The organism is Streptomyces sp. NPDC051218 (genome assembly GCF_044455475.1).
Classification (GTDB): domain Bacteria; phylum Actinomycetota; class Actinomycetes; order Streptomycetales; family Streptomycetaceae; genus Streptomyces.
The window spans coordinates 1-22,784 of sequence record NZ_JBITEU010000017.1 but is presented as its reverse complement, the minus strand read 5'-3'; the positions used below and the strand labels follow the sequence as shown (position 1 = coordinate 22,784).

23 protein-coding genes and 3 pseudogenes are annotated in these 22,784 nt (G+C 67.7%); 18 read left to right on the top strand and 8 right to left on the bottom strand.

From position 1 onward, the window contains the following. Positions 1-158 precede the first annotated feature (158 nt). Together ACIBCK_RS37175 and ACIBCK_RS37170 are read left to right on the top strand one after the other, a co-directional pair. Entirely contained in the window at positions 159-602 is a 444-nt protein-coding gene (locus ACIBCK_RS37175; RefSeq protein ID WP_399397557.1) for a hypothetical protein, read from the top strand. 261 nt (positions 603-863) lie between these two features. Beyond that, a pseudogene (locus tag ACIBCK_RS37170) lies at positions 864-1,404 on the top strand (winged helix-turn-helix domain-containing protein). Positions 1,405-1,449: 45 nt separating this feature from the next. On the opposite strand, the gene ACIBCK_RS37165 reads toward ACIBCK_RS37170, so the two are convergent. Further along, on the bottom strand, positions 1,450-1,869 hold the full coding sequence (locus ACIBCK_RS37165) for an Lrp/AsnC ligand binding domain-containing protein (RefSeq protein WP_399397556.1): 420 nt from the start codon (positions 1,867-1,869) through the stop codon (positions 1,450-1,452). Positions 1,870-2,011: 142 nt separating this feature from the next. Here ACIBCK_RS37165 and ACIBCK_RS37160 point away from each other — a divergent pair, with 142 nt between their 5' ends. The 6 genes from ACIBCK_RS37160 (at position 2,012) to ACIBCK_RS37135 (ending at position 6,126) form a co-directional block, all read left to right on the top strand. Further along, positions 2,012-3,253 (top strand): serine hydrolase domain-containing protein, encoded by a 1,242-nt coding sequence (locus ACIBCK_RS37160; RefSeq protein WP_399397554.1) that lies wholly within the window; start codon positions 2,012-2,014, stop codon positions 3,251-3,253. Between the two features lie 133 nt (positions 3,254-3,386). Next, a complete protein-coding gene (locus ACIBCK_RS37155) occupies positions 3,387-3,692 on the top strand; it encodes a hypothetical protein (RefSeq protein ID WP_399397552.1) in 306 nt (101 codons plus the stop codon). Between the two features lie 46 nt (positions 3,693-3,738). Next, on the top strand, positions 3,739-3,972 hold the full coding sequence (locus ACIBCK_RS37150; RefSeq protein WP_399397551.1) for a hypothetical protein: 234 nt from the start codon (positions 3,739-3,741) through the stop codon (positions 3,970-3,972). 749 nt (positions 3,973-4,721) lie between these two features. Next, on the top strand, positions 4,722-5,027 hold the full coding sequence (locus ACIBCK_RS37145) for a DUF6247 family protein (protein WP_399397756.1): 306 nt from the start codon (positions 4,722-4,724) through the stop codon (positions 5,025-5,027). Beyond that, positions 5,024-5,287: a hypothetical protein gene (locus tag ACIBCK_RS37140; RefSeq protein ID WP_399397549.1), complete on the top strand. Its 264-nt coding sequence runs from the start codon at positions 5,024-5,026 to the stop codon at positions 5,285-5,287. Before ACIBCK_RS37145 ends, ACIBCK_RS37140 begins: the two co-directional genes overlap by 4 nt. Positions 5,288-5,454: 167 nt before the next feature. Continuing rightward, positions 5,455-6,126 (top strand): hypothetical protein, encoded by a 672-nt coding sequence (locus ACIBCK_RS37135; protein ID WP_399397547.1) that lies wholly within the window; start codon positions 5,455-5,457, stop codon positions 6,124-6,126. Positions 6,127-6,170: 44 nt separating this feature from the next. Here ACIBCK_RS37135 and ACIBCK_RS37130 read toward each other — a convergent pair whose 3' ends face one another. Both ACIBCK_RS37130 and ACIBCK_RS37125 read right to left on the bottom strand, forming a co-directional pair. Next, positions 6,171-6,449, bottom strand: a complete 279-nt coding sequence (locus ACIBCK_RS37130; protein ID WP_399397545.1) for a hypothetical protein — start codon at positions 6,447-6,449, stop codon at positions 6,171-6,173. 1,065 nt (positions 6,450-7,514) lie between these two features. Further along, on the bottom strand, positions 7,515-7,760 hold the full coding sequence (locus ACIBCK_RS37125; RefSeq protein WP_399397754.1) for a DUF6300 family protein: 246 nt from the start codon (positions 7,758-7,760) through the stop codon (positions 7,515-7,517). Positions 7,761-7,943: 183 nt separating this feature from the next. Between ACIBCK_RS37125 and ACIBCK_RS37120 the strand changes: the two genes are divergently transcribed. Further along, entirely contained in the window at positions 7,944-8,339 is a 396-nt protein-coding gene (locus ACIBCK_RS37120) for a hypothetical protein (protein ID WP_399397543.1), read from the top strand. 123 nt (positions 8,340-8,462) lie between these two features. On the opposite strand, the gene ACIBCK_RS37115 is transcribed toward ACIBCK_RS37120, so the two are convergent. Next, positions 8,463-8,921: a hypothetical protein gene (locus ACIBCK_RS37115; protein ID WP_399397542.1), complete on the bottom strand. Its 459-nt coding sequence runs from the start codon at positions 8,919-8,921 to the stop codon at positions 8,463-8,465. Between the two features lie 92 nt (positions 8,922-9,013). On the opposite strand from ACIBCK_RS37115, the gene ACIBCK_RS37110 reads away from it, so the two are divergent. From ACIBCK_RS37110 to ACIBCK_RS37085, 6 genes are all read left to right on the top strand, one after another. After that, complete coding sequence (locus tag ACIBCK_RS37110) at positions 9,014-10,477, top strand: tyrosine-type recombinase/integrase (protein ID WP_399397540.1); 1,464 nt, start codon at positions 9,014-9,016, stop codon at positions 10,475-10,477. Positions 10,478-10,509: 32 nt separating this feature from the next. Further along, positions 10,510-12,306, top strand: a complete 1,797-nt coding sequence (locus ACIBCK_RS37105; RefSeq protein WP_399397539.1) for a hypothetical protein — start codon at positions 10,510-10,512, stop codon at positions 12,304-12,306. An 86-nt stretch (positions 12,307-12,392) separates the two neighbouring features. Beyond that, positions 12,393-13,208, top strand: a complete 816-nt coding sequence (locus ACIBCK_RS37100) for a hypothetical protein (protein ID WP_399397538.1) — start codon at positions 12,393-12,395, stop codon at positions 13,206-13,208. Next, complete coding sequence (locus ACIBCK_RS37095) at positions 13,205-14,494, top strand: hypothetical protein (protein WP_399397536.1); 1,290 nt, start codon at positions 13,205-13,207, stop codon at positions 14,492-14,494. The genes ACIBCK_RS37100 and ACIBCK_RS37095 overlap by 4 nt, the downstream gene beginning before the upstream one ends. Then, positions 14,487-14,966 (top strand): hypothetical protein, encoded by a 480-nt coding sequence (locus tag ACIBCK_RS37090; protein WP_399397534.1) that lies wholly within the window; start codon positions 14,487-14,489, stop codon positions 14,964-14,966. Before ACIBCK_RS37095 ends, ACIBCK_RS37090 begins: the two co-directional genes overlap by 8 nt. 108 nt (positions 14,967-15,074) lie before the next feature. After that, positions 15,075-15,560: a hypothetical protein gene (locus ACIBCK_RS37085; protein ID WP_399397532.1), complete on the top strand. Its 486-nt coding sequence runs from the start codon at positions 15,075-15,077 to the stop codon at positions 15,558-15,560. A 52-nt stretch (positions 15,561-15,612) separates the two neighbouring features. Here the strand turns inward: ACIBCK_RS37085 and ACIBCK_RS37080 are convergent, their stop codons facing one another. Both ACIBCK_RS37080 and ACIBCK_RS37075 read right to left on the bottom strand, forming a co-directional pair. After that, positions 15,613-16,542 carry an ADP-ribosylglycohydrolase family protein gene (locus tag ACIBCK_RS37080; protein ID WP_399397530.1) on the bottom strand — a complete coding sequence of 310 codons (930 nt, stop codon included), beginning with the start codon at positions 16,540-16,542 and terminating at the stop codon, positions 15,613-15,615. A gap of 139 nt (positions 16,543-16,681) precedes the next feature. Beyond that, entirely contained in the window at positions 16,682-16,906 is a 225-nt protein-coding gene (locus tag ACIBCK_RS37075) for a hypothetical protein (protein WP_399397753.1), read from the bottom strand. 520 nt (positions 16,907-17,426) lie between these two features. Here ACIBCK_RS37075 and ACIBCK_RS37070 point away from each other — a divergent pair. Together ACIBCK_RS37070 and ACIBCK_RS37065 are read left to right on the top strand one after the other, a co-directional pair. Then, positions 17,427-18,182 (top strand): hypothetical protein, encoded by a 756-nt coding sequence (locus ACIBCK_RS37070; protein WP_399397529.1) that lies wholly within the window; start codon positions 17,427-17,429, stop codon positions 18,180-18,182. A gap of 573 nt (positions 18,183-18,755) precedes the next feature. Continuing rightward, positions 18,756-19,573: pseudogene (locus ACIBCK_RS37065) on the top strand (IS5 family transposase). 6 nt (positions 19,574-19,579) lie between these two features. Here ACIBCK_RS37065 and ACIBCK_RS37060 read toward each other — a convergent pair. Continuing rightward, a complete protein-coding gene (locus ACIBCK_RS37060) occupies positions 19,580-20,167 on the bottom strand; it encodes an SMI1/KNR4 family protein (protein ID WP_399397528.1) in 588 nt (195 codons plus the stop codon). Positions 20,168-20,456: 289 nt separating this feature from the next. Between ACIBCK_RS37060 and ACIBCK_RS37055 the strand changes: the two genes are divergently transcribed. Then, positions 20,457-21,356, top strand: a complete 900-nt coding sequence (locus tag ACIBCK_RS37055) for a hypothetical protein (protein WP_399397527.1) — start codon at positions 20,457-20,459, stop codon at positions 21,354-21,356. Between the two features lie 858 nt (positions 21,357-22,214). Here ACIBCK_RS37055 and ACIBCK_RS37050 read toward each other — a convergent pair. Next, a pseudogene (locus ACIBCK_RS37050) lies at positions 22,215-22,395 on the bottom strand (transposase); the annotation flags it as partial. Positions 22,396-22,784: the final 389 nt, after the last annotated feature.

Sequence of the window (22,784 nt, the reverse complement as noted above, 5' to 3'; positions counted from 1 at the left end):
CGTGAGTACGTGGGTGGGGGTCGCCGACAGTCGCGGTGGACATGAGCGTCGATCTTGCTGGTCGGCCTGAGTCTGCTTCGTGTACGACGACAGCATGAGCATGAGGGCCCATGGGGAACTTGGTTGTCGGCTGGCCCGGGTATTGGCATGATCGCGAAATGAGTGGAAGCACGGACTGGCTGGCCCAGTGGGGGCGTTCGCTTTTCGAACGGCAGCGGGTACCGGTCGAGTGGGCGGGCAAGGTTGTGGAGGCCGCCGCGGGGCATCTGGGCAAGCCCGTCGAGATCGAGGCCGCGGTGGCACTCGCGGCAGACCGCACGCTATGGCCGACGGGCGGTGCCGTATTCGACGAGATCCGTCGGCGTGGACTCGCGCCGAATGAGCCCTTCACGGCCGCGGAAAGCCTGTACTTCCGGCTCGCGGAGCTGGTGGCAAAGCTTGCTCACAACGCGGCTGGGCCGCCGCCGCCCTTCGACTATCACGCAGGGTGGCAGGTGGGGCCGATCGCCTACCGGCTGGCGGCCGAGGTCGGCGATCCGGCGCTGCGTGACCACTTGGCTGCTGCCCTAGACGACTGGCCGGATCGTCCCGATCCCACATGATCCTTTAGGGGTCCGGGCAGGCTGGAGGCTTCCCGGCGGGCAGCAGGTCCACCGGGCGTCGGGTTTCGACGTCGACCAGGACGGTCCCGTAGTGGCGGCCTTTGCGGGTGGCGTACTCATCAACGCCGACAACACGCGGGGCGGGAACTTCCGGGTCGGGTAAGGATTCGACCAGCCGCAGCACCGTGCTGCGGCTACTGAGTCAGAACTCATGGTGTCGTAGCTGCTGGCAGTCCTTGATCCTCGCCGTACGCCGTTGTCATGAGGTATGCGCAGGGTGGCGGGCTGACGGATGAGCGACGGGAGTTTCGCGAGGGCATCCGGCAGGCGGCGGCCGAGCGGTTCGGCTGCAATGAGCCGAGCTCGGCGATCGCCAAGGATCTGCGGGTCAGTGTCTGGTCGGTGCAACGCTGGCGGAAGTCCTGGGCCAAGGGCGGGCTGCGGGCCTTGCGCTCGACCGGCTCGGCCTCCCCGCCGCGCCTGAGCGAGACCCAATTCGCGCAGTTGGAAGCGGAGCTGGCCAAGGGGCCCATGGCTCATGGCTGGCCGGATCAGCGGTGGACCCTGACCCGGGTCAAGGCTGTGATCGGCCGTCGCTTCCCTTAAGAGCTACACCATCCAGGGCGTGCGCAAGCTGCTGATCCGGCACGGCTTCTCCTGCCAGATCCCGGCCAGACGGGCCCTCGAGCGAGACGATGCGGCGATCACCGGCTGGGTGAAGGAGACCTGGCCGCTGGTGGAAGCACTGCGGCGGCGCTCGGTGCCTGGATCTTCTTCGAGGACGAGTCCGGGTTCTCGATGACGCCGTCGATCGCCCGCACCTGGGCCCGACGCGGGCAGACGCCCGTCATCCGGGTTCGCGGCCGCTCCCGCCGACGGGTCTCGATCGCCGTCCTGACCTCATCGTCAGACGGGACTCCAGGCGCTGTACGGCGGGATGCCCGGTGAGCTTGTCCATGACGAAGGCTTCGTAGGCGACGTTGTCGGCGACCGCGATCCGGGCGAAGTAGTGAGGGCTGCGGTACATTCGCCGGAACTCGATCATCTCCTCGTAGGAGGCCACGGTCGCCTCGAACTCCTCGATGGTCGTGCGGTCTTGGGCGTAGATCTCGATGACATTGCATGCATGGCAACACCTCCTGTCGTGGTGGCCGAGCAGCTTCGTCCTGCCCGCGCACCCCACCGGCCGCGCCCGCGCCCCGCGCAGGGGCGTCGATCTCGCGTCGGGAGTCGGCGGCACGGAGCTGCTGCTGGCCGCGCGACGCAAAGGGGCAACCGTACGCGGTGAAACCTGATTGCCGATGACTTCTGTGGGGGCGGATTGCCGGAGCCTTCCAGAGAGCGGCCCGGGGAGCCCCGACCTAGCATGGTGATGTTGCCCGCGTCCCTGAACGACAGGAGGGCGAGCCATGAATTCCCACCGGCTACGGCTGCCCAGGGCCTGCGTGATCGTCGCAGCGGCGAGTGTCCTCCTCGTACCGGCAGCGGCAGGCTCCGCGTCCGCGACGGCTTCGACGGCGCCCCAGTCCGCCCCCGCTCCCGCCCCCGTCCCACACGCCGACGAGGGCGAGTTCCCCGAGCTGACACCGGCCGTTGCCGCGAAGATCGACAAGGCTGTACGGGGCACCATGCGCGAGACCCAGGTGCCCGGCGCCATCGTGAGTCTGTCGGCCCCCGGCAAGGGCAGCTATGTGAAGGCATTCGGCGTCGCCGACAAACAGACAGGCGCGCCCATGACCCCGAACCTCAACATGCGCATCGGCAGCGTGACCAAGACATTCACCGTCACCGCGCTCCTGCGCCTGGTCGACCAGGGGAACCTGGGCCTGGACGACACCATCGACCGGTACGTCTCCGGCGTTCCGAACGGCGAGCGCATCACCCTGCGACAACTGGCCGGTATGCGCAGCGGCCTCTACAATTACGCCAACGATCCGGACTTCAACAAGCAGCTCGACACGCTCCCCACGAAGCCCTTCACGCATCAGGAGCTGCTCGACTACTCCTTCAAGCACGGCATTCAGTTCGCGCCCGGCTCGCGGTTCGAGTATTCCAACACCAACCTGATTCTCCTCGGCCTGGCGATCGAGAAGGTCACCGGCCGGCCTCTCCAGGACGTCATGAAGGACCAGGTCCTGGAACCCGCCGGGCTGAGCAGCACGATCTTCCCGACCGGCCCGGAGCTCCCGGAACCGCACGCTCACGGCTACACCGACCAGACGACCTCCGGCAAGATCGAGGACGCCACCGACCTGAACCCGTCCTGGGGCTGGGCCGCCGGCGCGATGATCTCCGACCTCGACGACTTGAGCAGCTGGGCCCGGACACTCGCCACGGGCACGGTCCTGACGCCCGATGCCCAGGCGGAACGCATGGACATGCAGCCCATCGGCATCCCCAACGCTTCGTACGGCCTCGGCATCTTCGACGTCAACGGCTGGATCGGCCACGACGGCTCCACCCTCGGGTACGAGAGCCTGGTCGTCTACCTCCCCGAGGCACAGGCGACTTTGGTCATCCTCCTCAACACCGACGTCCTGACCGAAGGCAAGGAGCCGAGCGCCTTCCTCGGCCAGGCGGTCACCCGCGTCGTGACCCCTGACCACATCTACCCGGGCCCCCAGCCGGTCGCCCCCCTCCGACGCGGCTGACTCAGGCACCACACACGTCGAAGGGCCCCACCGCGAACGGTGGGGCCCTTCGACAGGAGCGCTGCACGCCGTCCAGTGTCAGCGGATGCCAAGCGATCGCGATGGGGCGCTCAGCCAGCGGGAACCGCTCGCAATGGATCCCGTTCCACTGCTCGTGGACTTCTTCCTCGCCACCGACCACGGGAACGACTTCGCCGGGCACGCCGCCGTCGGCATGCTCGCCGGGGCCATCTCCCAACTCGCTTTCGCCCTCGCCTACCGCGGCCTCGCGCACCGCGGTATCCCTGCCGCCTTCACCACCGGCTGCATCGCCTTCGCAGTGGCCACCGCCGTCTTGTCTTTGTTGAACTGGCCCGCCGTCCCCACGTTCCTGCTGGGCCTGGCCGCACTGGTCGTCGGGTTCGCGCTCAGCCGCGCGTACCGGCCCCGCCGCCGATAAGCTCCTCGACGCGGCGAGCCCGCCCGGCTGGGATCTCCCACTGCGCATGACCGTGGCCACCGGCGTGGTGATGGGCATCATCGCTCTCGCTCCGGTCATCGGCCCGCACCTGGCCGGACTCCTCTCCCCTTTCCCGGTGTTCGGCGTTGTGATGGCCGTCTTCACCCACCGCACCCACGGCCCGCACGCCGCCGCCGTCCTCGACGGCCTCATCATGGGCCTGGCCGCACCCGCGTCTTCTTCCTCGCCTTGGCCCTCGCCCCGCCGCCCCTTGGGCTAGCGGCCTTCGCCGTGGCAGCTGCCGCCGCCCTCGCGACTCAAACGGCGACCATGTTCGCCATCCCCAATGAGGGCACCCATCGCACCGCTACCGCTGTACCCAGGTAGAAGGTCCTGGGGCGGGAGCCCTTGAATACCGCGCATTACGAATTCGTGATGGGTACCAGCTCTCCGTGAGGATCTGCAGCCGATCGACGTGCCCCGCTTCGAAAGGCCATGAGCGTCACCGCGCAGCTGAGACACATCTGAGTGTCTGGAGAACCGTCCCACTTCGGCTCGCCTGCCCAGCCCGGCCGAAGGGCAGGGCTGGGCACCGGCCCGGCGAGTATCGGAGACCCTCCGTGGCAAGTCCTACCCGGACGGAGGGTGACAGGGATCTCAACTGGCGCCAGGCCGTGCGCCCCGACGGTCGTCGTTGAATCCGTGCAAGGCTGACGTTGACCATCAAGAAGCCTGGAACCATGGGCGATGCGCGGACATGAAATCCAGCGAGGCACGACAGGTTCCGCTCTATGCGTTGATCCGGGAGAAGGTGGCCCACCTGAAGGTTGGCACCAGGGACTGGGCCGACTCGGCTGCGGCGAGTCTGGAGGAGCCGCTCCCGTGAGGCTCCACGGGGCGGGCGTTTCGTCCCCCTGGGGACACGTCGCCTGCCCCGCGCCGCCCGAAGGCACTAGGGATTTGCCCATGCCCGCATCCACCACCGCCCGGCGCGCGTACCGTGAGGTGACGACCCGCCGGGAGGACCAGATGAGCGCGCAGCCCGACCACGCACCCGTCACGCCGTACGCCCCCGCGCCCGGGGCTCCGGCCGAACTCCTCGCCCAGCTGCGCGCCGACAAGCGCGCGAGCACGTGGGTGCCGGCCTTCGAGCGGGACTGGGCGGCCGCCCTCGAGGAATCACGGCGCACGTTCTCCCTCGCCGCCTTGTACGAGGCCGTCCAGGAGTGGCAGGGCCGCATCGCCTCCGCCCCGGCGGTCGACGCGTTCGTCGCTTCCGGCTACGACGACAGCGAGTTCATCGACGTGGCGGAGCTGCGGGGCAGGCGGCGGTGACCGGACATCAGCCGTACGCGGTCCGCTTCTCCGCTCCGGCCGCCAAGGTCCTCGACACCCTGCCCGAGCACGCCGAAGACACCGTGTGGAACGTCCTGGACGCCGCCGCAGCCGACCCCTGGGGCTTTCGCCAGTGGAACGCTGACGACTCCGAGGGCGAGGACGTGCGCTACGCGTCCGTCGGCCAACTGTCCCTCACCTACTGGGTCAACCAGCCCCTGCGCCGCCTGTCCGTCCTGACCATCACCTGGCTCGGGTAGTTGCGCAAGCGACAACGGCCCGTCCCCGGTACTGGAATTGCCGGGGACGGGCCGTTTCGCATCGTAAGCCTGTACGGCTCGGGCCACCGTCGTAGAGTCGCACCCATGGCGACGAAAGATCTCCACCAGTCGCTGGCAGCAGTGAGCGAAGACCTGGCCACCGGCTAGTGTGGACCCCGCACCTCACCGAGTGCGAGCTTGCCTCCTACGTCGCCGTCGGCCTGCAGACCGTCGCCGGCGGACAGCGCGACGACAGCCAACGCGCTGCCACCCGCGTGCTCCCCGAAATCATCCGCTCCGCCATGCGTGCGGTGGGCCCCGACGTCGCCACGCCTGCGATGACCGACGGCCGCTGGGCGGCCACCGTGCTGCGCTGCGCGGCCCTGATCGAGCCGACCCGGGTCGCCGACAGTGAGGAAGGCCGCCGCCTGGCCGTGCAGCTGCTCAACGCGTGCGTCGACGTGGCCTCCACGCTCCAGGAGACGCCGTGCACGACCTGCTTCCGCTTCGCGCTGGGCTGGCACGCCGTCCCCGCCACCGACCCGGTCAGCACGACCAGCCGGGAATCGGCCAGCGCCCTGTACGGCCTGCACGTCCAGACCGCGCACCCCAATGTCCCGGCGCCCAACCCGGACTACGAGTGCGCGGACTGCCTCCACTTCGTCAGCTACGTCGAGCGCTCCGGCGACGACGTCGAAGTGCTGGTCGGCCTGGCGCCGACATCGACAACACCAGGCCCGCACCAGCCACTACAAACGACGCGGACACAGCCCCTGACCTGGCCAGCAGTCACGGCAAGCACCGTTGCAGTACTAAAACACGACACAGCCGCAACGTGACCTACTTGCTCGCCGAACGGATGGAAGCGAGCAAGCAACGCATCTCAGAGCAGGTCGCGTTCCATGAAGTCATCCGCTTCGTCCCACGAGATGAACATGCACTTCCCCGTTTCCATCTCGACGGCTACAGGCAGGTTCCCAGCAAGCTGCATGTCTTCCTTGCCGCGGTCCAGATAGTCGCAGTGGTCGTATGGTGCGATGAGGCGCCCCTGCTCGACAAAGCAGTATTCGGGGATGATGCGGACGTCTGAAGAAATCCAGTCCTTGCTGCGGTCCGCCAGGAATGCGGCGGCGCGCTCTCCGGCTTCTTCGCGAGTGAGCATCTCAGTTGTTCCTCATGATGTAGTAGTCGCGATAGCTCGGTCTCGCCGGTTGGGCCTTTCCTGACTGGAAGTCCAGGAAACGATCTTTCCGTCAAGGTTGGCCACATCCTGGCGAGCCTTTCGTATTGCTTTGCGCGTTCCGTCGCTTCTTCGTGTGCGGTCATACAACCCCCACCCAGATTGATCCCTCTCACCGTTGTAGCGACCGCGCCGGACAGTTGGGGCGATTGCGGGCTTTCTGGCCGCGATGTTCTCCTGTGACCACGCAGCCTTGTTGGCAGATAGCGGCGCAGGCTGTCGCTGGGTGTGACGGATGTGTCGCTGCGTAGTTGGCAAGAGGCAGCAGGTTAGTTGGCAAGCCGTGGTCACCGAATGTGATCGGCAGACGTCCGACTCGTAAAGCACGTCGAGGCTGAGGATTTCGGCGTCTCCCGGGAGAGGCCGATGCCGACCTGGGCCACCCATGGACGCTGCGGTGGCGGGCAGTTGCCAAAAGCGGTAGTGGACGAGGCGGGCGATTGCCATCCTGACGAACGGGCTGCCCGGTGTCACCTACTGCCGCGACATCGCCGACATCCACGACCAACTCATCGAGCTCGGCATGGAAGGCCGCAAGCGGGTGCGCCTCGCCGACGAACTCGGCATCAACGCCCGGACGCCATCGGCCCGCGGCTGCTGATCCTCCTCGAAGAGGTCAACGCCACCATGAAGCAGCTGGCACGCTACTGGGAGCGGACCCGCGAGTCGGGCGATCCCAAGGTCTCCCCGGCCGTCGACGCCCTGAACGAGATCCTCTACATGGGCCGCCAGGTCCGCATGCACGTCCTCCTGGTCGCCCAGTCCGCGACCGCCCGCGCCCTCGGAGGCCCAGAGGTCCGCGAGCAGTTCGCCACCCGCATCCTCGCCCGCTACAGCGTCAACGCCTGGCGGATGCTCGCCCCGGAGATCCACCCGGCACCGAAGTCCACCAAGCACATCGGCTGTCACTCATCGGTGCAGCACTCCGGATCGCCTCCCTCGATTGGGATCGGCCATCACCTTGCCGCCACGGCCGACAGACGGCGTTCAGGGCTGATCGGGCGGGGCGTCCTGCAAGTACCAACCGTGGGCAGCCATGTGCTCCTTCGTCCACTCCACCAGCAGGCGCGCGCCCTCCTGGACGCGGCTTTCGTCATGGCCGCCGCCGTCGGCGAACCACTGGACGAACAGGCCAGCCGCCGGACGGTCGGCGTCGCCGGTGTCGCAGGCCGGGCACAACTCAAGGTGGATCGGCCGCCCGGCTACGTCGTTCTGCGGCGCCACTCCGCTCATGATGAGGTTGCCTCGGCAGCGTGAACACTGCGGCAGCCGGTCGGCGACCTTGAGCAGTTCCATGGCCAGCCCCCCCTGCTCTGGACGTGGCCCCAACCCAAGACCCGCCGCCCTGCGGCGTCAAGCCCTTCGACGGGCGACGGAGACCGCCTGACCGTCGGTCTCTGCCAGGGGCCCGCTCCAGTGGGGTGGCAAGCGGCAACAGCACCCGTGCAAACTTCGATCTCGCTCGTCCTCTATAGCGATCTCACCTCGAAAGAGACCGCCTGCTCGCGCAGCAGCCTTGAGTCCTACCGGCGGGGGCAATGCACCGACAGAACAGGAGCACAGCGACGTCATGGACCACTACTTCGGCGGCATGCAGCAGTGGCGGTGCCGTGGACCGACCGAGTCGATGTGGTCCGCACCTCTCAGGTATCGGTGTCGGGGTACGTCGTCGACGCGCTCCTCGTACGACCTGACGGCTACATATGCTGGGCCCGCACGGCCCAGGACGCCGCACTCCCCACAACAGACGCGCCGACCCCGGCGGAGCTGGTCGACTCTCTGATCCAGTGGTTCGGACAGCCGGAGCGCTGACGCCTTAGCCCGTACACGATGTCGGGTGGGTCTTCTTGAGGCGCCGGTAGAACATCCTGCTGCCAGCCTTCGAAGGCCCACAGGCCGCGCCGGATTCGAGTGCTTAGCGCAGGGGGCGTGCCCCTAGCTTGGTAGGACGAACGCGCTCGTACACCGAGGACGCTGATCTGTTCCGAGCGGGCGTCGACCTCTTCGCCCTTGGTGGCCGTAGTGTCTGAACGGCGTGGTCAAATGGTCAGCCTTAAACCCTGGCCACACCAGGCCTTCCATCCCGACCTCCGCCCACGTAAGCCACTCCCGCACGGTGGCCGGGTCGGTCGTCGAGAGACACAGCGCCCACGGCGCCGCCAGCTGCCGTTCGGCGAATAGTTGCTCCAACGCAGCGCGCCGACGACTGTAGGGCCACGCGGTCGTGTCGGTGCCGGACAGACGTGTCACATCGAAGGCGACGAAGTGTGCCGGCCACTGGACGGCGGCCTGCGCCGCCCCGGCACCACGCCGGTGCAGCCGATTTTGCAGCCGCTCGAAGGCTAGTCGGCCTGCATCCCACACGATCAGCTCGCCGTTTATGTGAGCTACCACATGTGTCTCATCAACAGCCTCTTGTCCGTCGGCAGATCACCAGCGTGAGTGGTTCCTGAGCGGAGATAAGGCGCCTGTGCTTCGGCTTCGGGATGGTGGACGGGTTCGACGTCAACGAGCGGGATGGGGGCGGTGCCGTGATCGCGGATCTGTGCACGACGAGCCGGGCTCGTTCGGAGAGCTGCCTGGGTCCTGCCGGCGCGGTGGCTGTGCTGGACCGTGTAGGTGTCCGCGAGGGTCATCCGTTCATTTTGGCAGGGGACGGGTCGTATGACCTGCAACTGAACCGCTTTTTGCGGGAGTTGCCGAGTTGGGGTGTGCGTGCAGAGAACAGTGTTCTGGGATACGCCCGGGACGTGATGCTCTTCGTCCGGTTCCTGGAGAACTCGCGACATGGCAAGCCGATCTGGGCGTGCGACGGCGATGATCTGCGGGCTTACAAGCGAGTGCGGTTGTGGTGTGACGGGCCGGGTGCTGTGTCGGTGGGGACGTGGAACCGGTCGGTGGCGGCGTTGGACAAGTGGGTGGCGTGGTCACTGGATGCCGGATTGCTGAAGCGGGCGCCGTTCCGGTACGTCGACAAGACGGTGATGACGCCTGCCGGCCCCCGTCGTGTCCACGTGAACGCGGAGATGGAGCAAGATCCGGAGGACGAGCCGTTGCGGTTCGTCTCCTTCGAGGACTACCTGTTGTTTCGGGACGTGGGACTGCGCGGGGAACTGCCGGAAGGCGGCGCTGATCCAGCGTGGCGAGGGCGGCACGGCGAGCGTAACGCCCTGTTCGCCGACGGTCTTGTGCACAGCGGGATGCGGCTGGGTGAGGCGTCATGTCTGCTGGTGCCTGAGGTGCCACCGCCGGGCAAGCTGGGGGAGTTCAGGGTGGCGGGCGCGGTGGCGAAACGGCGCAAGGGGCGCCGGGTGTTCCTTCCGCCGCGCAAGGTGCGCCAGTTCCACCACTTCATAGCTGTCGAGCGGGATGCGATCGTGGCCCGCTGTATGGCACAGGGCCGCTTCCCGTCCGCGTCTGCGGACTGGACGGTGATCCGCACAGGCCGGTATGCGCTGGTGCTGGACGGCGGTGCCCGGAGCTGGCCGTACGGGCGTATCGGTCCGGCGGAGCGGCGACGTCTGGTGAGGCGCACTGGGGAACCGCTGTGGTTGTGGCTGGCCGATGACGGGCGGCCGCTGGCGCCGGCCGCGTGGCAGGCGGTGTTCCGGCGGGCGAACGCGCGGTGCGCTTCGTTCGGGATCGATGTCGAGGTGCACCCGCACACCCTGCGTCACACCTATGCCGTGTACATGCTGGGGCTGTTGCTGCGCCAGACGGTCCGGGCTCTGGGCCGTCGGCTGGACGGGCCGCTCGCCCACGCGGAGCTGCGGCGGCTTCTGATCGGTAATCCGATGCGGACCCTGCAGTTGCTCCTCGGACATGCCCGCGAGGCCACCGTCTACGTGTATCTCGACGTGCTGGATGAGGCGCAGGAGATCGTGCTGGCCGCGTTGGCCGAGTGGGACGCGCAGAGCGAGGCGCTGGAGCGGGCCGGGGAGGCATCGTGAGTCGGCGGGTGCGGTTCCCCTCGCCGGAGGAGATGCCTCTGGAGCCGGAGGTGGTCCCGGCGGTGGGTCCGGTGATGTTCACCGCGAGGTTCTCCGGCGGGGTCGAGCGGTGCTACGACTTCTCTGCGCTGGCGTGCCCTCGGCTGGTGCGGCACCTGGCCCGGGCGCTGGCGGGACTGGCCGGAGTGGAGAGCCGCCAGAAGTACGTGGGTACGACGGACAGCTACGCGTCCACGCTGACCGAGTTCGTCACCTACCTGGCCAAGACCGGGGACACGCACAGCGAGTTGGATTTGGAGGATCTGCGCCCGGAGTTTCTGGATTCCTTCGAGACGAGCCTGGTCGCCCGGTACGGGGATTCCAGCACAACGCCGTACCTGCGGATGCAGCAGCTGGTGAAGTTGCTGCGGCTCGTCCAGGAGGAACACGCGGACAGGCTTGGCACGGCGATGCAGGCCCGGCTGGGTTTCACGACGGTCCAGGTCGGTCAAGGCCGCGGCCGGCCGCTGGACGCATACCCGGATGCGCTGTTCGAGGCGATTCAGGCTGCGGCCCTGGCCGACGTGCGGGCAACCCGTGACCGGATGCTGGCCGGTGAGCGGCTGGCCGCGGTCGGACGGGACCCGGCCGGCGGGGGCTGGCACGGCTGGACCCAGGAGAACGCGGCGTGGTACGTCGCCCACCGCGGACCGCTGACGGGAGCACTGCGCGCGGAGCACGGCGCCATGGACAAGATCACGGATCTGGGCGGGATCGGCAGACTCAACAGCCACTTCTTCCTCACGGCGTACGACGTGCTGGCGTTCGTGGTGCTGCTGATGTGCCAGACCGGCCTGGAGCCGGAAGCCGCGTGTCGGCTGTCGGCCGACTGCCTGATCAACCCGGCCCGCGGGTATGTGAGTATCGCCTACGTCAAGAACCGGGCCCACGGCCAGTCCCGCAAAACCCTGCGGGTGACCGACGGCGGCGCCGTGCACCAGCCGGGCGGGCTGATCCGCCTTGCGGTGCGGCTGACGGCGAACGGCCGCCGCCTGACCGGAACGGATCTGCTGTGGACACACGCGCTGCGCGACGGGCGGGTGATTGCCACCTTCGGTCGTCACCGGGCCACCACCCTCGCCACGGTCAAGCAGGCGTTCGTTGAACGCCACCAGCTCACCTCGCTGTTCGAGGCATCCGGCGAGGACGCGGTCTTGAACCTGCGGCGGCTGCGCAAGAGCTACAAATCGCGCCGCTACCGGCAGACCGGCGGATTGCTGGAGGACTTCGCCGAAGGCCACAGTCCCCGGGTCGCGGCCAAGCACTACGCCGACATCGACGCGCACCGTCCGCTGCATGAGGAGGCTGTCGAGAAGGGCCTGCGCGAGGCGTTGGACGCCGCGCTGGAAGCGCCTGTCGTTCTCGACGACCAGGGCCGCAGGCTGGACACCTCGGCGGCCGAGGTGCCTCCCGATGAGGTTGCGGTGGCCTTGTCCGGGGACAGCGACGTGTGGTTGGCGTCCTGCCGTGACTTTTACACCTCACCGTTCGCCCGCCGCCCGGGCTCCGGCTGCCCGGTGGCGGTGTGGGGCTGTCTGGAGTGCCCGAACGCGGTGTTCACCACCCGGCACCTGCCCGCGATTCTCAACTTCGCCGGATTCCTGAGCACCCAGCGCGAGGAGATGACGGTGCTGGAGTGGAACGCCCGCTATGCACTGGCGTGGGAGCGGATCACCACCGGCATCCTGCCGCAGTTCACCGGCGAGCAGCAGGCCACCGCCCGGCTCATCGCGGAAAGCCACGACGCGGCCCTGCACCTGCCGGGCCAGATCCTTCAGGGACTGACATGACTCCCACGACCCCCTCTTCCGCCTCCGTCGAGCAGCCCGGTCCGGATCGGCCGGCAGGACCTGCGCCGGTCCCGGGTGACGCGCCTGTGCTGCCCGACCATGTGCTGGCCGCCGCGGGTCATCCAGGGCCGGGGTCCCGCTTCGCCGACCCTGTCTGGGACATGGGCCCGTTCCTGCCGCGCAGCACCAGCGAGCGCACGATCGTGTTCCCATCGATTGCCGACCCGGTCACTGCCCTGGTGCTGCGGGAATATCTCTACTCCCGTCTGCGGCGCGGCAATTCCTCCCTGGTCCGGCGAGGCCCAATGAAACTCACCGGTATCTTCGGGGCCTTCCAGAAGGCCCGGACCGTCATCGCCACCTTTCAGGCGGTTGGTGCCCGCCGCCTGAGTGACGTGACGCCGGATCACCTGCATGCCGCGTTGGAGCGGTGGCAGACCGTCTCGGCGGAGGAGGCGGCACTGCGAGTGACCGCCGTGAAGCACCTGTTCGCTCATGGGCCGTTCCTGACCGCTGACCGGCTGCTGGTCAACCCCTGGCCCGGCCGCTCCGGACACGCGGTGGCCGGAGTGATCCGCGACGCGGAGAACACCACCGAGCGCATCCCCGAGGAGATCATCGCTCCGCTCGTGAAAGGCGCCGTCTTCTACGTCACCACCGCCGGCCCCGACATCCTGGCCGCGCAGCGCGAACTCGCCGAACTGACCGCCGCTCACCAGACACCGCGGCCCTTCCGCGGCAACGGCTCAGCCCGGGCCCGGATCGATGCGTTTGTTGCCGAGCTGCGGGCCACCGGTCGCGGCATTCCCGCCCTGCCCCGCCGCCAGGCCCCCCGCCGCCCGAGTATCCCCGTGATCGACGGAGTTCCGCAGCGCCCAACACCGCGCTCGTCGCCCGCATGACCGGAGTGTCCGTCTCCGCCGAGGTCCGCCGGTACCTCACCGAGGCAGCCGCCGAGCTCGGCTACCAGGCCGGCGGCCTGCGGACCGCGCTGTCGATCTGGCCCGGCAGCGGACGCCCCTGGCGGCCGGGCCTTGGCCCGATGGAACTGGCCACCGAACTGGTCCAGCTGCGCACGGCCTGCTGGATCGTGATCGCTTACCTCTCTGGAATAAGGGACGCCGAAGTCCGGGAGCTCGCCCCCGACTGCGCGTTCACCGAGAACGGTCCGGACGGCCGTGTCCGTCACAAGCTGCGCGGCAGGGTCCTCAAGGGCCGCAAGCTCACCGGTGAGGAGGCCGAATGGGTCGTGCTCGACATCGTCCACCAGGCCGTCGCGCTGCTCACGGCCGTCAACGACGACCCGACCCACCTGTTCGGCCACAAGGGCATGACCAGCAACAGCCTCGTCCTGTTCGGCTCGGTCAACAAGCGCCTGAACGACTTCCGTGACCACCTCAACGAGCTGTTCAGCACCCCGGACGCCCCCTACGTGCCGCTTCACACGGCAGTACCGGCGCCGGATAACGACACGCCCGCTCACGATGAACCGGAGGGTGAGGAAGGGGAGGAGGAACCCGTGCCGTGGCGGCTGAGCACCCGGCAGTTCCGCCGCACCCTCGCCTGGCACATCGCCCACCAGCCGTTCGGCGTAGTCGCGGGCGCCCGGCAGTACCAGCACGCCGAACTCGCTCTGTTCGAAGGCTACGCGGGTACCTCCGCCTCCGGCTTTGCCGCCGAGGTCGCCGCCGAACGCGCCATCGCCCAGCTGGACTACGTCGAGGACCTCTACCGCGACTGGAACGACGGCCATCGCACCAGCGGAGGCGCCGCCGGCCGCGTGAACGCCGAGTTCGCCCGGATCCGCCGGGAGCTGGGCGATCTGCCGGGCATCGTCGCCAGCCCCGCCCGGCTGCGCACCATGCTCCAGCACCTGACGAAGACCCTACACCCCGGCATCCTCAACGACTGCTTCTACCAGCCCTCCTCCGCCCTCTGCGCGAAGCGGGCCCAGCACACGGGCCGGCCCCTGCCGCTACTGACCATGTGCCTGACCTGCCCTAATGCCCGCCGCTCCAGCGTCCACCTGCCCCGCCTGACCACCGCCCGCGCCCAGGCCCAGCGCCCGCTCGACGCCCCGACCGGACTGTCCCGCCTCCAGACCGCCGCGCTGACCACTCACATCGCCGAACTCGACCACGCCATCGCAGAACTCCGCGCCGCACCGGAAACCTCGACGCATGGATGACTCCGCCGCGCTGCGGCTGCGGCACGCCCTGGAACACGCCGGCGTGCCCATCCGACCGGGTACGGACCAGGCCGTCCTCCACGCCTTCGAGCGAATCGTCACCGGAACCCCCGAACACACCAGCGGCGCCCTGACCGTCTCCATGCTGTGCACGGAAGCGGGCATCTCGCGCGCCACCTACTACCGCTCACCCCTGGCGAAGATCATCACCGGACTGCTCCGGACACCGGACGCGCCCCGACCACAGACCGACACCCTGACCGCGGACATCGCACGCCTTAAGAAGGCGGACCGCACGCTGCGCTCCCAACACGCTGCCGAGCAGAGGGAGGCACGCGCCACCATCGCCGCCTACGCCAACTACATCCAGGCGCTCAGCCTGCGGAACGCCGAACTCGAAGCGGAGAACGCCACCCTGCGCGAAGCTCTCCGCCAGGGCGGCACCGTCGCCTCCCTCCCTGTGACGCGTTGAATGCTGCCGCCGGAATGACTGCCGTGCCTCTACTCCTGCGGTGGCTTCTATGCCCTTGATCAGCGGAACAGGGCTGCTTTCAGCCCGGGCGCCGGGCAGTATGACGGTGTGGCTGATCTGCTGTGGGACGACGTGAAGTGTTTCTTCGATCCGGACCTGATGGGATCGCTACCGGACGTGAGTGTCCCTGACGCCTCGGGGCACAACTGGCAGGACGTGCTGGACCTCGTCGTGGAGAGGGGCAGGAAGTGCCAGTACTCCGAAGGAGAGAGGGTGCTTCCTCTGCCTCGGGCGGAGGCTGCGCTGTCTCGACCGGCGGATGCTGAGTGCCCGAACCTGCGTGTCTGGCTGAGAGCTGAAGTGCTGGCGATCTTCCGCTTCTACTCAGACGAGGAGATCGATTTCGACGTTGACCTGCGCGAGTTGCAGGGGCAGGAGCGACTTGATGTGTTCTGCGGCTTCTTGCGGGAGATCGGGCGGCGGTTGGGCAAGCCGGTGCTGATGCATCCGGAAGGTGCCCATGGTCATCCAGTGCTCGGATTCGATGTCGAAGCCGATCGAGTCGTCCTCCTTGCGGAGCCACTGGTCAGGTGACTGCTGCTGAGGGCTGGAGTTTGGAGAGTGCCGTCGCAGAGCAGCACCCGGTTCAGCCTCCGAGGCGGTGTGCGAGGTGGAGCAGATCTGCTAGGTGCAGTACCCGTCCGTCGAAGCCTGGGAGGGGGACATGGAGTGGCTGGGTCCAGCGGGCGGGGATTGCGTCCAGCCCGTAGTACGCCCCCGCGAGGCCTCCGGTGACCGCGGCGACGGTGTCCGTGTCGCCGCCGAGGTCGATTGCCGCGCGTATCGCGTCTTCGAAGCTGGTGGTGGTGCGCAGGGCCCAGACGGCGGAGCCCAGGCAGGGCCAGACGGCACCGTTGAACTCGGTTGCCTGATCGGGGTGCCAGTCGGGCGAGAGGACGGTGGCGTAGCGGCTGCGGTGGTCGGGGTGGACATGAGCCAGGATGTCCGGGAGCGCGGTGAGGGGGTCGGTGTCCTCGAACGTGACGCGGATGAGTTCGTGGAAGATCGCGGTTCCTTCCCAGGCCGCGCGGTCACCGTGGGTGAGAGCAGCGATGCGGCGCGCGGCGTCCATGGTGGCTTCTTGGCCGGCGGCCGTGAAGTGGACTGCGGAGGTCGATGCACGCATCAAGGAGCCGTTTCCGGCCGCTCGTTGATTGACCTGGAAATGGATCGCGGCGGCGAGGTCCCAGGGCATGCCGTTGGTCAGGACGTCTTCGGTCTGCAGGCCGATGTCCTTGGGGTCTGATGTTGCCCACCGCTGGAAGCGGGCGAAGATGTCCGGAAGATCCAGTCCGCCCTGCTCCAGCAGCGACTCCGCGACCAGCACGGCCATCTGCGTGTCGTCAGTGGCCTCGCCGGGGTCCCAGCCACCGCCTCCGCACATCTCGCCACCGGCACCAGGCGCGGGAAACCGCGCGGAGAACGCTCCCTGGGGACCGAACTCGAAGGGGCCGCCCAGGGCGTCACCCACCGCTGAGCCGACGACCGCGCCAGCGGCCCGCTGAATCCGCTTCATTCGCGCAGGTTATCTGTGCCGCGCTGACGGCCGCACGGCCCTGTTCCTTCTTCGGCTCCCTGAACCATCGGCGGCGAACGCCTCTCGTCTACAGAGGTGCGCCACCTGAGACACCCTGGGGCTGAGACACCCGCACAGGTCACATAACCCCATCCAATGCCGTCGCATCAGGCAGCTGATCGGCGCCGGCCACCACCTCCGGGAACGCGGCCGCCATCGAAGTGCCGCGCCGGGAGCGCAGCACGGCGCGGCCACTGTCGAGGGAGATTCCTGCCCGGAAGCCGTCCCATTTCGGCTCGGCTGCCCAGCCCGGCCGCAGCACAGGGCTGGCCACCGGCTCGGCGAGCATCGGCTCCGGCAGCATCCACGTCACACATCTATGCCTTCCGCCCGCCTCTCGATGGCGATCGCGAATCGGCCGGATCGGAGACCATCCGTGGCAAGTCGCACCCGGACGGGTCCGGCCGTGGGTTTAGTTAGCGACTCGTCTCGGGGTTTCCCGCGCTCGATCCGGGCTGCCGCGCCGCGCCGCCGTCAGCCCGGAGGCGGAGGCCGGGTCGGAGATCGCCGGCGTCGGCGGTGTCCACCTCCTGCGGCTTCGGAGGCCTGAACGCGGTTCTCGTGCTTTCTGCCGCCTGAGAGGCTGCGGCTGGCCGAGGAGTACCGCGCCGGGGTGCGAGGCGTATTGAGGGCGCGGGGTTCCCGGAGATCGGGAGCTTTTACCCTACTTTGACCCAACTGGGCCTGGAACCTCACGCTTTGCTCAACAATGCAGGCTGTGACCTGTATTCATGATTGTGTGATCACTACACGCGCCGCTGCGGCCCGGGGGCAACCGAGCCGCAGCAGCTTAGGCGCGTGCCAACCCCCGCTACGGAGGAAGCATGCACCAGAACCTGACTATAGGCCGCCGCGCGGGAACGGCGCTGACGGCGGCGATAGCCGTCGCAGCCGTACTCGCACCGGTCGCATCGGCCACCGCAGACTCGCCCCAGCCTGGCACGGCGACGGTCGACGCCCAGGCCTCCAAGCTGACGCCGGCCAAGTACACCGCCTACCTGAAGCAACAGGATGGTCCCGAGGCCAAGAAGGTCCTGGGCACGTTCGACCGCATGTCGAAGGCCAAGCAGACCAAGTTCGTCAACTACCTGCAAGACGAGAAGGTCTTCAAGGCGTTCCTCAACAGCGGCCAGGACAGCGCCCGTAGTGGCCTCCGCAGCAGGGCCGAGGGACGCACGGTGACGCGCTACAACGAGGACGTCGAGTTCATCAACGAAACGACGGTCGCCCGCAGCGGGTCACCGCGGATCGTTCACTGGCGCGAGAGCGTTAAGAACAGCGTAAAGTCGAAGATCATGGGCGTAACCATCACGAAGTTCACGGTCTGGGTGAAATACCGGGCCACCCGTCAACGCGTGGACAAGGTCTACAGCAGTGGTTCGGGTCTGAAGAACTACAATGCCGCTGTGGCGATCGACGAAAAGGACGCCCGCCCGTGGGTGTCGGGTGGCAAGGCCCATGCCCAAACCATCTGGAAGGGCAGCATGGTCTACCGCGGGTTCGGGGTCAGGATCGACAAGAAGCATTCGCTGACCGGTGACTGGGAAGGCAAGGGCCGCGCAAGCCTCAAGAATATCTGAGGTCGAGCCACCATTGTCGGGCCAGCCCGCGGCTCGACTAACGTGCTGTTCAGACCGCGCTTGTTGCATTCCTGCTGCGATCCAAGCCGTCTGTGTCGGCCTCGGGCCCTCTGCGGGATCCTGACCTAGCAGTTTGTGAGCGTGTCTGTCGGCCCGCCAGGCCGACGGACACCACACCACCCTCCACCCCCTCTTGGAAGGAAGCCGCAGATATGTCTTCCACTGTCCTCCCGCCCGTGAGCCTATGGGGGCGGCGTACTGTTGCCGCGGTTGTACTCGGCATGTTCGCGGCCATGGCTCTCGTGCTACAACTCCTGGCCCACGATCCGACAGCCACGCCCCTAGTCATCGGCGCTCTGTCCGTCGTCGTGGCCCGGCTTGCAGCCAAGACCGACCCGGGCTCCGCTGGTGTTCACCGTCTAGTGATCGGCGCTTGCGTCGTCCTCATGGTCACCAGCGGCCTAGTTTCTTTGATCATGCTGGGTACTACGACAGAGAGCTCGATCAGCTAACTGGTTCTAACAAGAGCGGTTGATCATGTGACTGTTGGCGTGTCGGCTCGTTGGTCTGGTTGTGGCGAAATGTCAGTCGCGGCCGTGGATCGTGTCGGATGAACTGTGGTCGCTCATCGAGCCGTTGCTGCCTGAACCGGGACCGAAGCTGGTGGAGGGCAGACCTCGGGTGCCGGACCGGCAGGCGCTGTGCGGGATCTTGTTCGTGCTGCATACCGGCATCCAGTGGGAGTACCTGCCCCAGGAGCTGGGTTTCGGCTCGGGGATGACCTGCTGGCGGCGCCTGGCCGCCTGGAATGAGGCCGGCGTCTGGGACCAACTGCACGTCGTCCTGCTGGAGAAGCTGCGCTCGAAGAACCAGCTGGACTGGTCGCGGGCGGTGATCGACTCCTCGCACGTCCGGGCCGCTCGACGGGGCCCAAAAGCGGGCCCAGTCCGGTCGACCGGGCACGGCCGGGCAGCAAGCACGACGTCATCACCGACGGTCAGGGCATCCCGCTCGCGGTGTCGCTGACCGGCGGCAACCGCCACGATGTCACGCAGCTGTTGCCACTGGTGGACAAGATCCCGGCTGTCGCCGGGCGCGTCGGCCGGCCCCGGCGAAGGCCGGACGCGCTGCTGGCTGATCGCGGCTACGACTACGACCTGTACCGCCGTCTGCTCTGGCACCGCGGTATCCGCCCAGTCATTGCCGAACGAGGCCAGCCACACGGCTCTGGCCTGGGCATCTTCCGTTACGTCGTCGAGCGCACGATCGCCTGGCTGCATGGCTTCCGCCGTCTCCGCATCCGCTGGGAACGGCGCGATGACATCCACGAAGCCTTCCTCAGCCTCGCTGCCTGCCTGATTACTCATCGCCACGTCCAACGGCTTTGTTAGCGACTTTTAGATAATCTCCCAGTCCAGTTCGGTCTCGTCGACCGCGACAGGCAGGTAGCCGTCGACCGCCTCTCCGGTCTCCAGCGCGGTAGCTGTCGCATCCAGGAGGGCCGGGAGCGATGCCCACATGGGATGGGGGCTGAAGTGGGTGCCCTGTTCGTGGTCGGCCTCTCCGATGCGTCCGTGGCGGTGGTATGGACGCTGATCGACGATGAGGGTGTCACCACCGCCGTCCGTGGCGAAGGGGATCCAGTGGGAGTGCCACCACGGCCCGAAGTCGTCGTCAGGGTCGCCCTCCTCCTCAGCGCTCTCGAGTTCATCGCGGTAGATCTGCATGCCCAGCTGCCAGTCGCTTCCGATGAGGTGCACGTTGAGGAGACGCCAGAACGGGGGCAGCAGGACGTCGTCACCCGTGCCGTTGTGCCGCAGCAGCGACTCCACCAGCGCCGCGGGAAGCGGCTGGCCGATAATCTCCTCGGCCGCTGCGATGTCCAAGTGCTGTGCCGGCAGTTCCAGTGCTGCGAACGTGCGGGGCGCCTCTCGTGCGAGCCAGGTCTCGATGCGTGCCCGGGACTCGGATACCGATGAGGTCATCCGGCGATCATTCCAGCCCAGTCCACTGCGCAACGGAGGGTTTCAAGACGGGTTCTGAGAGGTCGTTTTCCTCCTGAGTGCAGTGTTCTGAGTTAGTTTGGTCTGCCGCTCGATGTGCTGTTGCTGAGGCTGGAGGGGCTGCTTCTTCTGGCGAGGTGGGTGGTGTGACGAATGAGGGGCAGAGCTGCTTACATCTGTCTCATTCCAGGACGCCCCGGTCTGTTCCGTGCTTCGCTTCCCCAGGACGCACGCCTGGGCGCACGCCCCCGGGCGGCGGTATGCCGAGGTCATGAGGGAACGCCGTGCGTATCCGAGTGATCTGTCCGATGCCCGCTGGGAGCTGATCGAGCCGGTACTGTCCGCCTGGCGCTTCAAGCGCCGCGGCCGGGCCCTGGACTTCGGACGCCCCTTGCTGTTCATCGAGGTCGACAACTGCACCGAGGAACCACCCCTCATCGCCGCGAAATTCGACAAGTACATGCGGTTCTTCCAACGGAAGGAGAAGGACACCGACGGCATCGAGAAGCCGATGTGGCGCACCCGCTGGTCCGCCCCCGAATGGGAGGGATACGAGCGAGTGCACCCACCAGTCCTGCTCGTCTTCCACCAGATCGGCAAGCGCCCCGCCAAGAGCCAGATGGCGAAGGTCGCCGATCTCACCCGCCCCCGCTGGCAAGGCAGATGGCACCGCGCGGTGGGCTTCCATTCCTACGACGGCTGCATCCCCATCGTGGCGACCACGCTGGAGCTGATGCGCGAACACGGCCCGGCCGGGCCCGCCTTCTGGCGCTTCGGCCGCGACCACCGCGAGCCGCTCCTGGAGGCGATCGGCAACCCCCGCCGGGATGCCGCCCTCGCCCGCCGCCGCGCAGAAGCCCGAGAAGAGCAACGCCGCCGCACAGCACGGGAATCGGCTGTGCGGGAAGCCCGGCGGCCGGTGTGTACGGAGTGCGGGCGCCGGTTTACTGACGACCAGTGGGCTGCGGTCGACGTACGGGACTGGAGCCGGTCGCGCGAATCGCACCCGCAGATGTGTGAGCACTGTCAGAGCCGGGCCGTCGCAGCCCAGCAGCAGACCCCAGCTCACGAACGCGAGCGCCAGGAGGAGGAGCACCGGTGCCGGGAGCTGGAAGGCGAGCTGGACACACCGAGGGCGCCCGGCGGTTGGCTGTCACGCATCCGTATCTGACCCTGGCGAGGGTTGAAGCCCACGGGTGAGCGGGACTTCCCAATTTTGGGCAGTCCCCCAATTCTTGGCACCTGCAGCCGCCTGCCCCAGCCAGTGCATCCAGCTGTCCGGCCCTCAGCCTGGCCAGTCGATCGGCGGTTACGGGACGATGCTCGGCCAGCAGCCGCGTCGGCGGTGCGGGTGACAAGCTCTCCCGGAGGCGAGATCCAGCGGGCAGGGGTGTGGGTGTGGAGAGCTCTTTCGAGAGGGGCGGGCGGGTGTGGCCGGCGGGATCGAGGCTTCGCGGTCAATCACGATGTGTTGCCATCCCGCTGAAGGGCGGATGAGGCGGTCGGGGGTGGACGACGCCGTTCCTTCGCCGTAAGAGGCTCGTTGCGTCGGCCATGAAGCAGTGCGAGAAGGGCGACGGCGTTTTGGATCCTGCTGTTCCGGCCGGCCTTCTGGGTGCGTACTGGCTGATGGTCGACTCTTTTGCCAGGTTTCCCCCCAGTCAGCGTCGGCTGGAGCAGGCAAGGAACACCGCGTCATGCGCAACAAGAGACCGCGCCGGTTGCGAGGAGTGCGGCTGTGCCCCCGGGTGGGCGGTGTCGCGCCGGTTGCCGGCGATGCGGACAGCAATACTGGTCATTGCCGCGGGCTCCGTCATCGCCGCGGTGTGGGTGACGGCCGTGGCCGGGGGCTGAACTCCCAGCCGCTCTTGGGTGCGGTTCGCGATGCCTTGCGGGACGGCTTCTCTCTCGCCGCATCCTGCAAGGCGCCGTCACCGTGTCATGTCGGGCCAGGCGGGCGGCGAGCGCGTCTTCGAAGGCGAAGCCGACGGTCCGGGGACACGGACCGCGCAGCAGCGGGCCACAACCCCGTCCAGGAGCACGGCACGTACAGTTCCCGGTCGAATGCCGCGTGTCCGAACGGGGTCGAGTAGGCGAAGGTAAACGGCGACCCGGCAGTTCTCGACGCGTCCGGCGGTTCCGGTGTACGGGTGCTCGCCGCCCACCGTGGCGGTGCCTTTCTTCAGGTCGTCCCCGGTCTCGTCCACGACCTCTAACAGCTGACTTTCATCGAGCAGGTAGTGGGTGCTGGCACAGATCACGGTCTTGATCGTCAGGTGGAGGAAGAACTTGGCCCGGGAGATCCGGGTGCCCGCGCAGCCAGGTCGGCCCAGTCGGTGGTGCTGTTCATGGAGAACGCCCGGTCTGTGATCGGTCGCGCCTCTGGTGTCGTGCCACCCCACCTGCCCGTTCGGCGGCCCTCACACGCTCGGGGGCGTGCTTCGCTGCAACTGGTGAGCATTGTGGATGCCAGGGCTTCACTGTCAGTGCGCACAGGAAATCTGTCGTGGCGGAGGTAGACATGTGGGGGTTGCTGGGGTTAGTGTCTTGTCCGTAGCCAAGAGGTCGAGCAGGCCCGGCAGGGATGAACTGCCGGGGG

Bases quoted from the DNA above. Each gene is read 5' to 3' on its own strand.
- ACIBCK_RS37175 (WP_399397557.1), top strand. From the start codon at position 159: ATGAGTGGAAGCACGGACTGGCTGGCCCAGTGGGGGCGTTCGCTTTTC.
- ACIBCK_RS37160 (WP_399397554.1), top strand. From the start codon at position 2,012: ATGAATTCCCACCGGCTACGGCTGCCCAGGGCCTGCGTGATCGTCGCA.
- ACIBCK_RS37155 (WP_399397552.1), top strand. From the start codon at position 3,387: ATGGATCCCGTTCCACTGCTCGTGGACTTCTTCCTCGCCACCGACCAC.
- ACIBCK_RS37150 (WP_399397551.1), top strand. From the start codon at position 3,739: ATGACCGTGGCCACCGGCGTGGTGATGGGCATCATCGCTCTCGCTCCG.
- ACIBCK_RS37145 (WP_399397756.1), top strand. From the start codon at position 4,722: ATGAGCGCGCAGCCCGACCACGCACCCGTCACGCCGTACGCCCCCGCG.
- ACIBCK_RS37130 (WP_399397545.1), bottom strand. From the start codon at position 6,449: ATGCTCACTCGCGAAGAAGCCGGAGAGCGCGCCGCCGCATTCCTGGCG.
- ACIBCK_RS37125 (WP_399397754.1), bottom strand. From the start codon at position 7,760: ATGAGCGGAGTGGCGCCGCAGAACGACGTAGCCGGGCGGCCGATCCAC.
- ACIBCK_RS37110 (WP_399397540.1), top strand. From the start codon at position 9,014: ATGGTGGACGGGTTCGACGTCAACGAGCGGGATGGGGGCGGTGCCGTG.
- ACIBCK_RS37105 (WP_399397539.1), top strand. From the start codon at position 10,510: ATGCCTCTGGAGCCGGAGGTGGTCCCGGCGGTGGGTCCGGTGATGTTC.
- ACIBCK_RS37095 (WP_399397536.1), top strand. From the start codon at position 13,205: ATGACCGGAGTGTCCGTCTCCGCCGAGGTCCGCCGGTACCTCACCGAG.
- ACIBCK_RS37090 (WP_399397534.1), top strand. From the start codon at position 14,487: ATGGATGACTCCGCCGCGCTGCGGCTGCGGCACGCCCTGGAACACGCC.
- ACIBCK_RS37080 (WP_399397530.1), bottom strand. From the start codon at position 16,542: ATGAAGCGGATTCAGCGGGCCGCTGGCGCGGTCGTCGGCTCAGCGGTG.
- ACIBCK_RS37075 (WP_399397753.1), bottom strand. From the start codon at position 16,906: ATGCTGCCGGAGCCGATGCTCGCCGAGCCGGTGGCCAGCCCTGTGCTG.
- ACIBCK_RS37070 (WP_399397529.1), top strand. From the start codon at position 17,427: ATGCACCAGAACCTGACTATAGGCCGCCGCGCGGGAACGGCGCTGACG.
- ACIBCK_RS37060 (WP_399397528.1), bottom strand. From the start codon at position 20,167: ATGACCTCATCGGTATCCGAGTCCCGGGCACGCATCGAGACCTGGCTC.
- ACIBCK_RS37055 (WP_399397527.1), top strand. From the start codon at position 20,457: ATGAGGGAACGCCGTGCGTATCCGAGTGATCTGTCCGATGCCCGCTGG.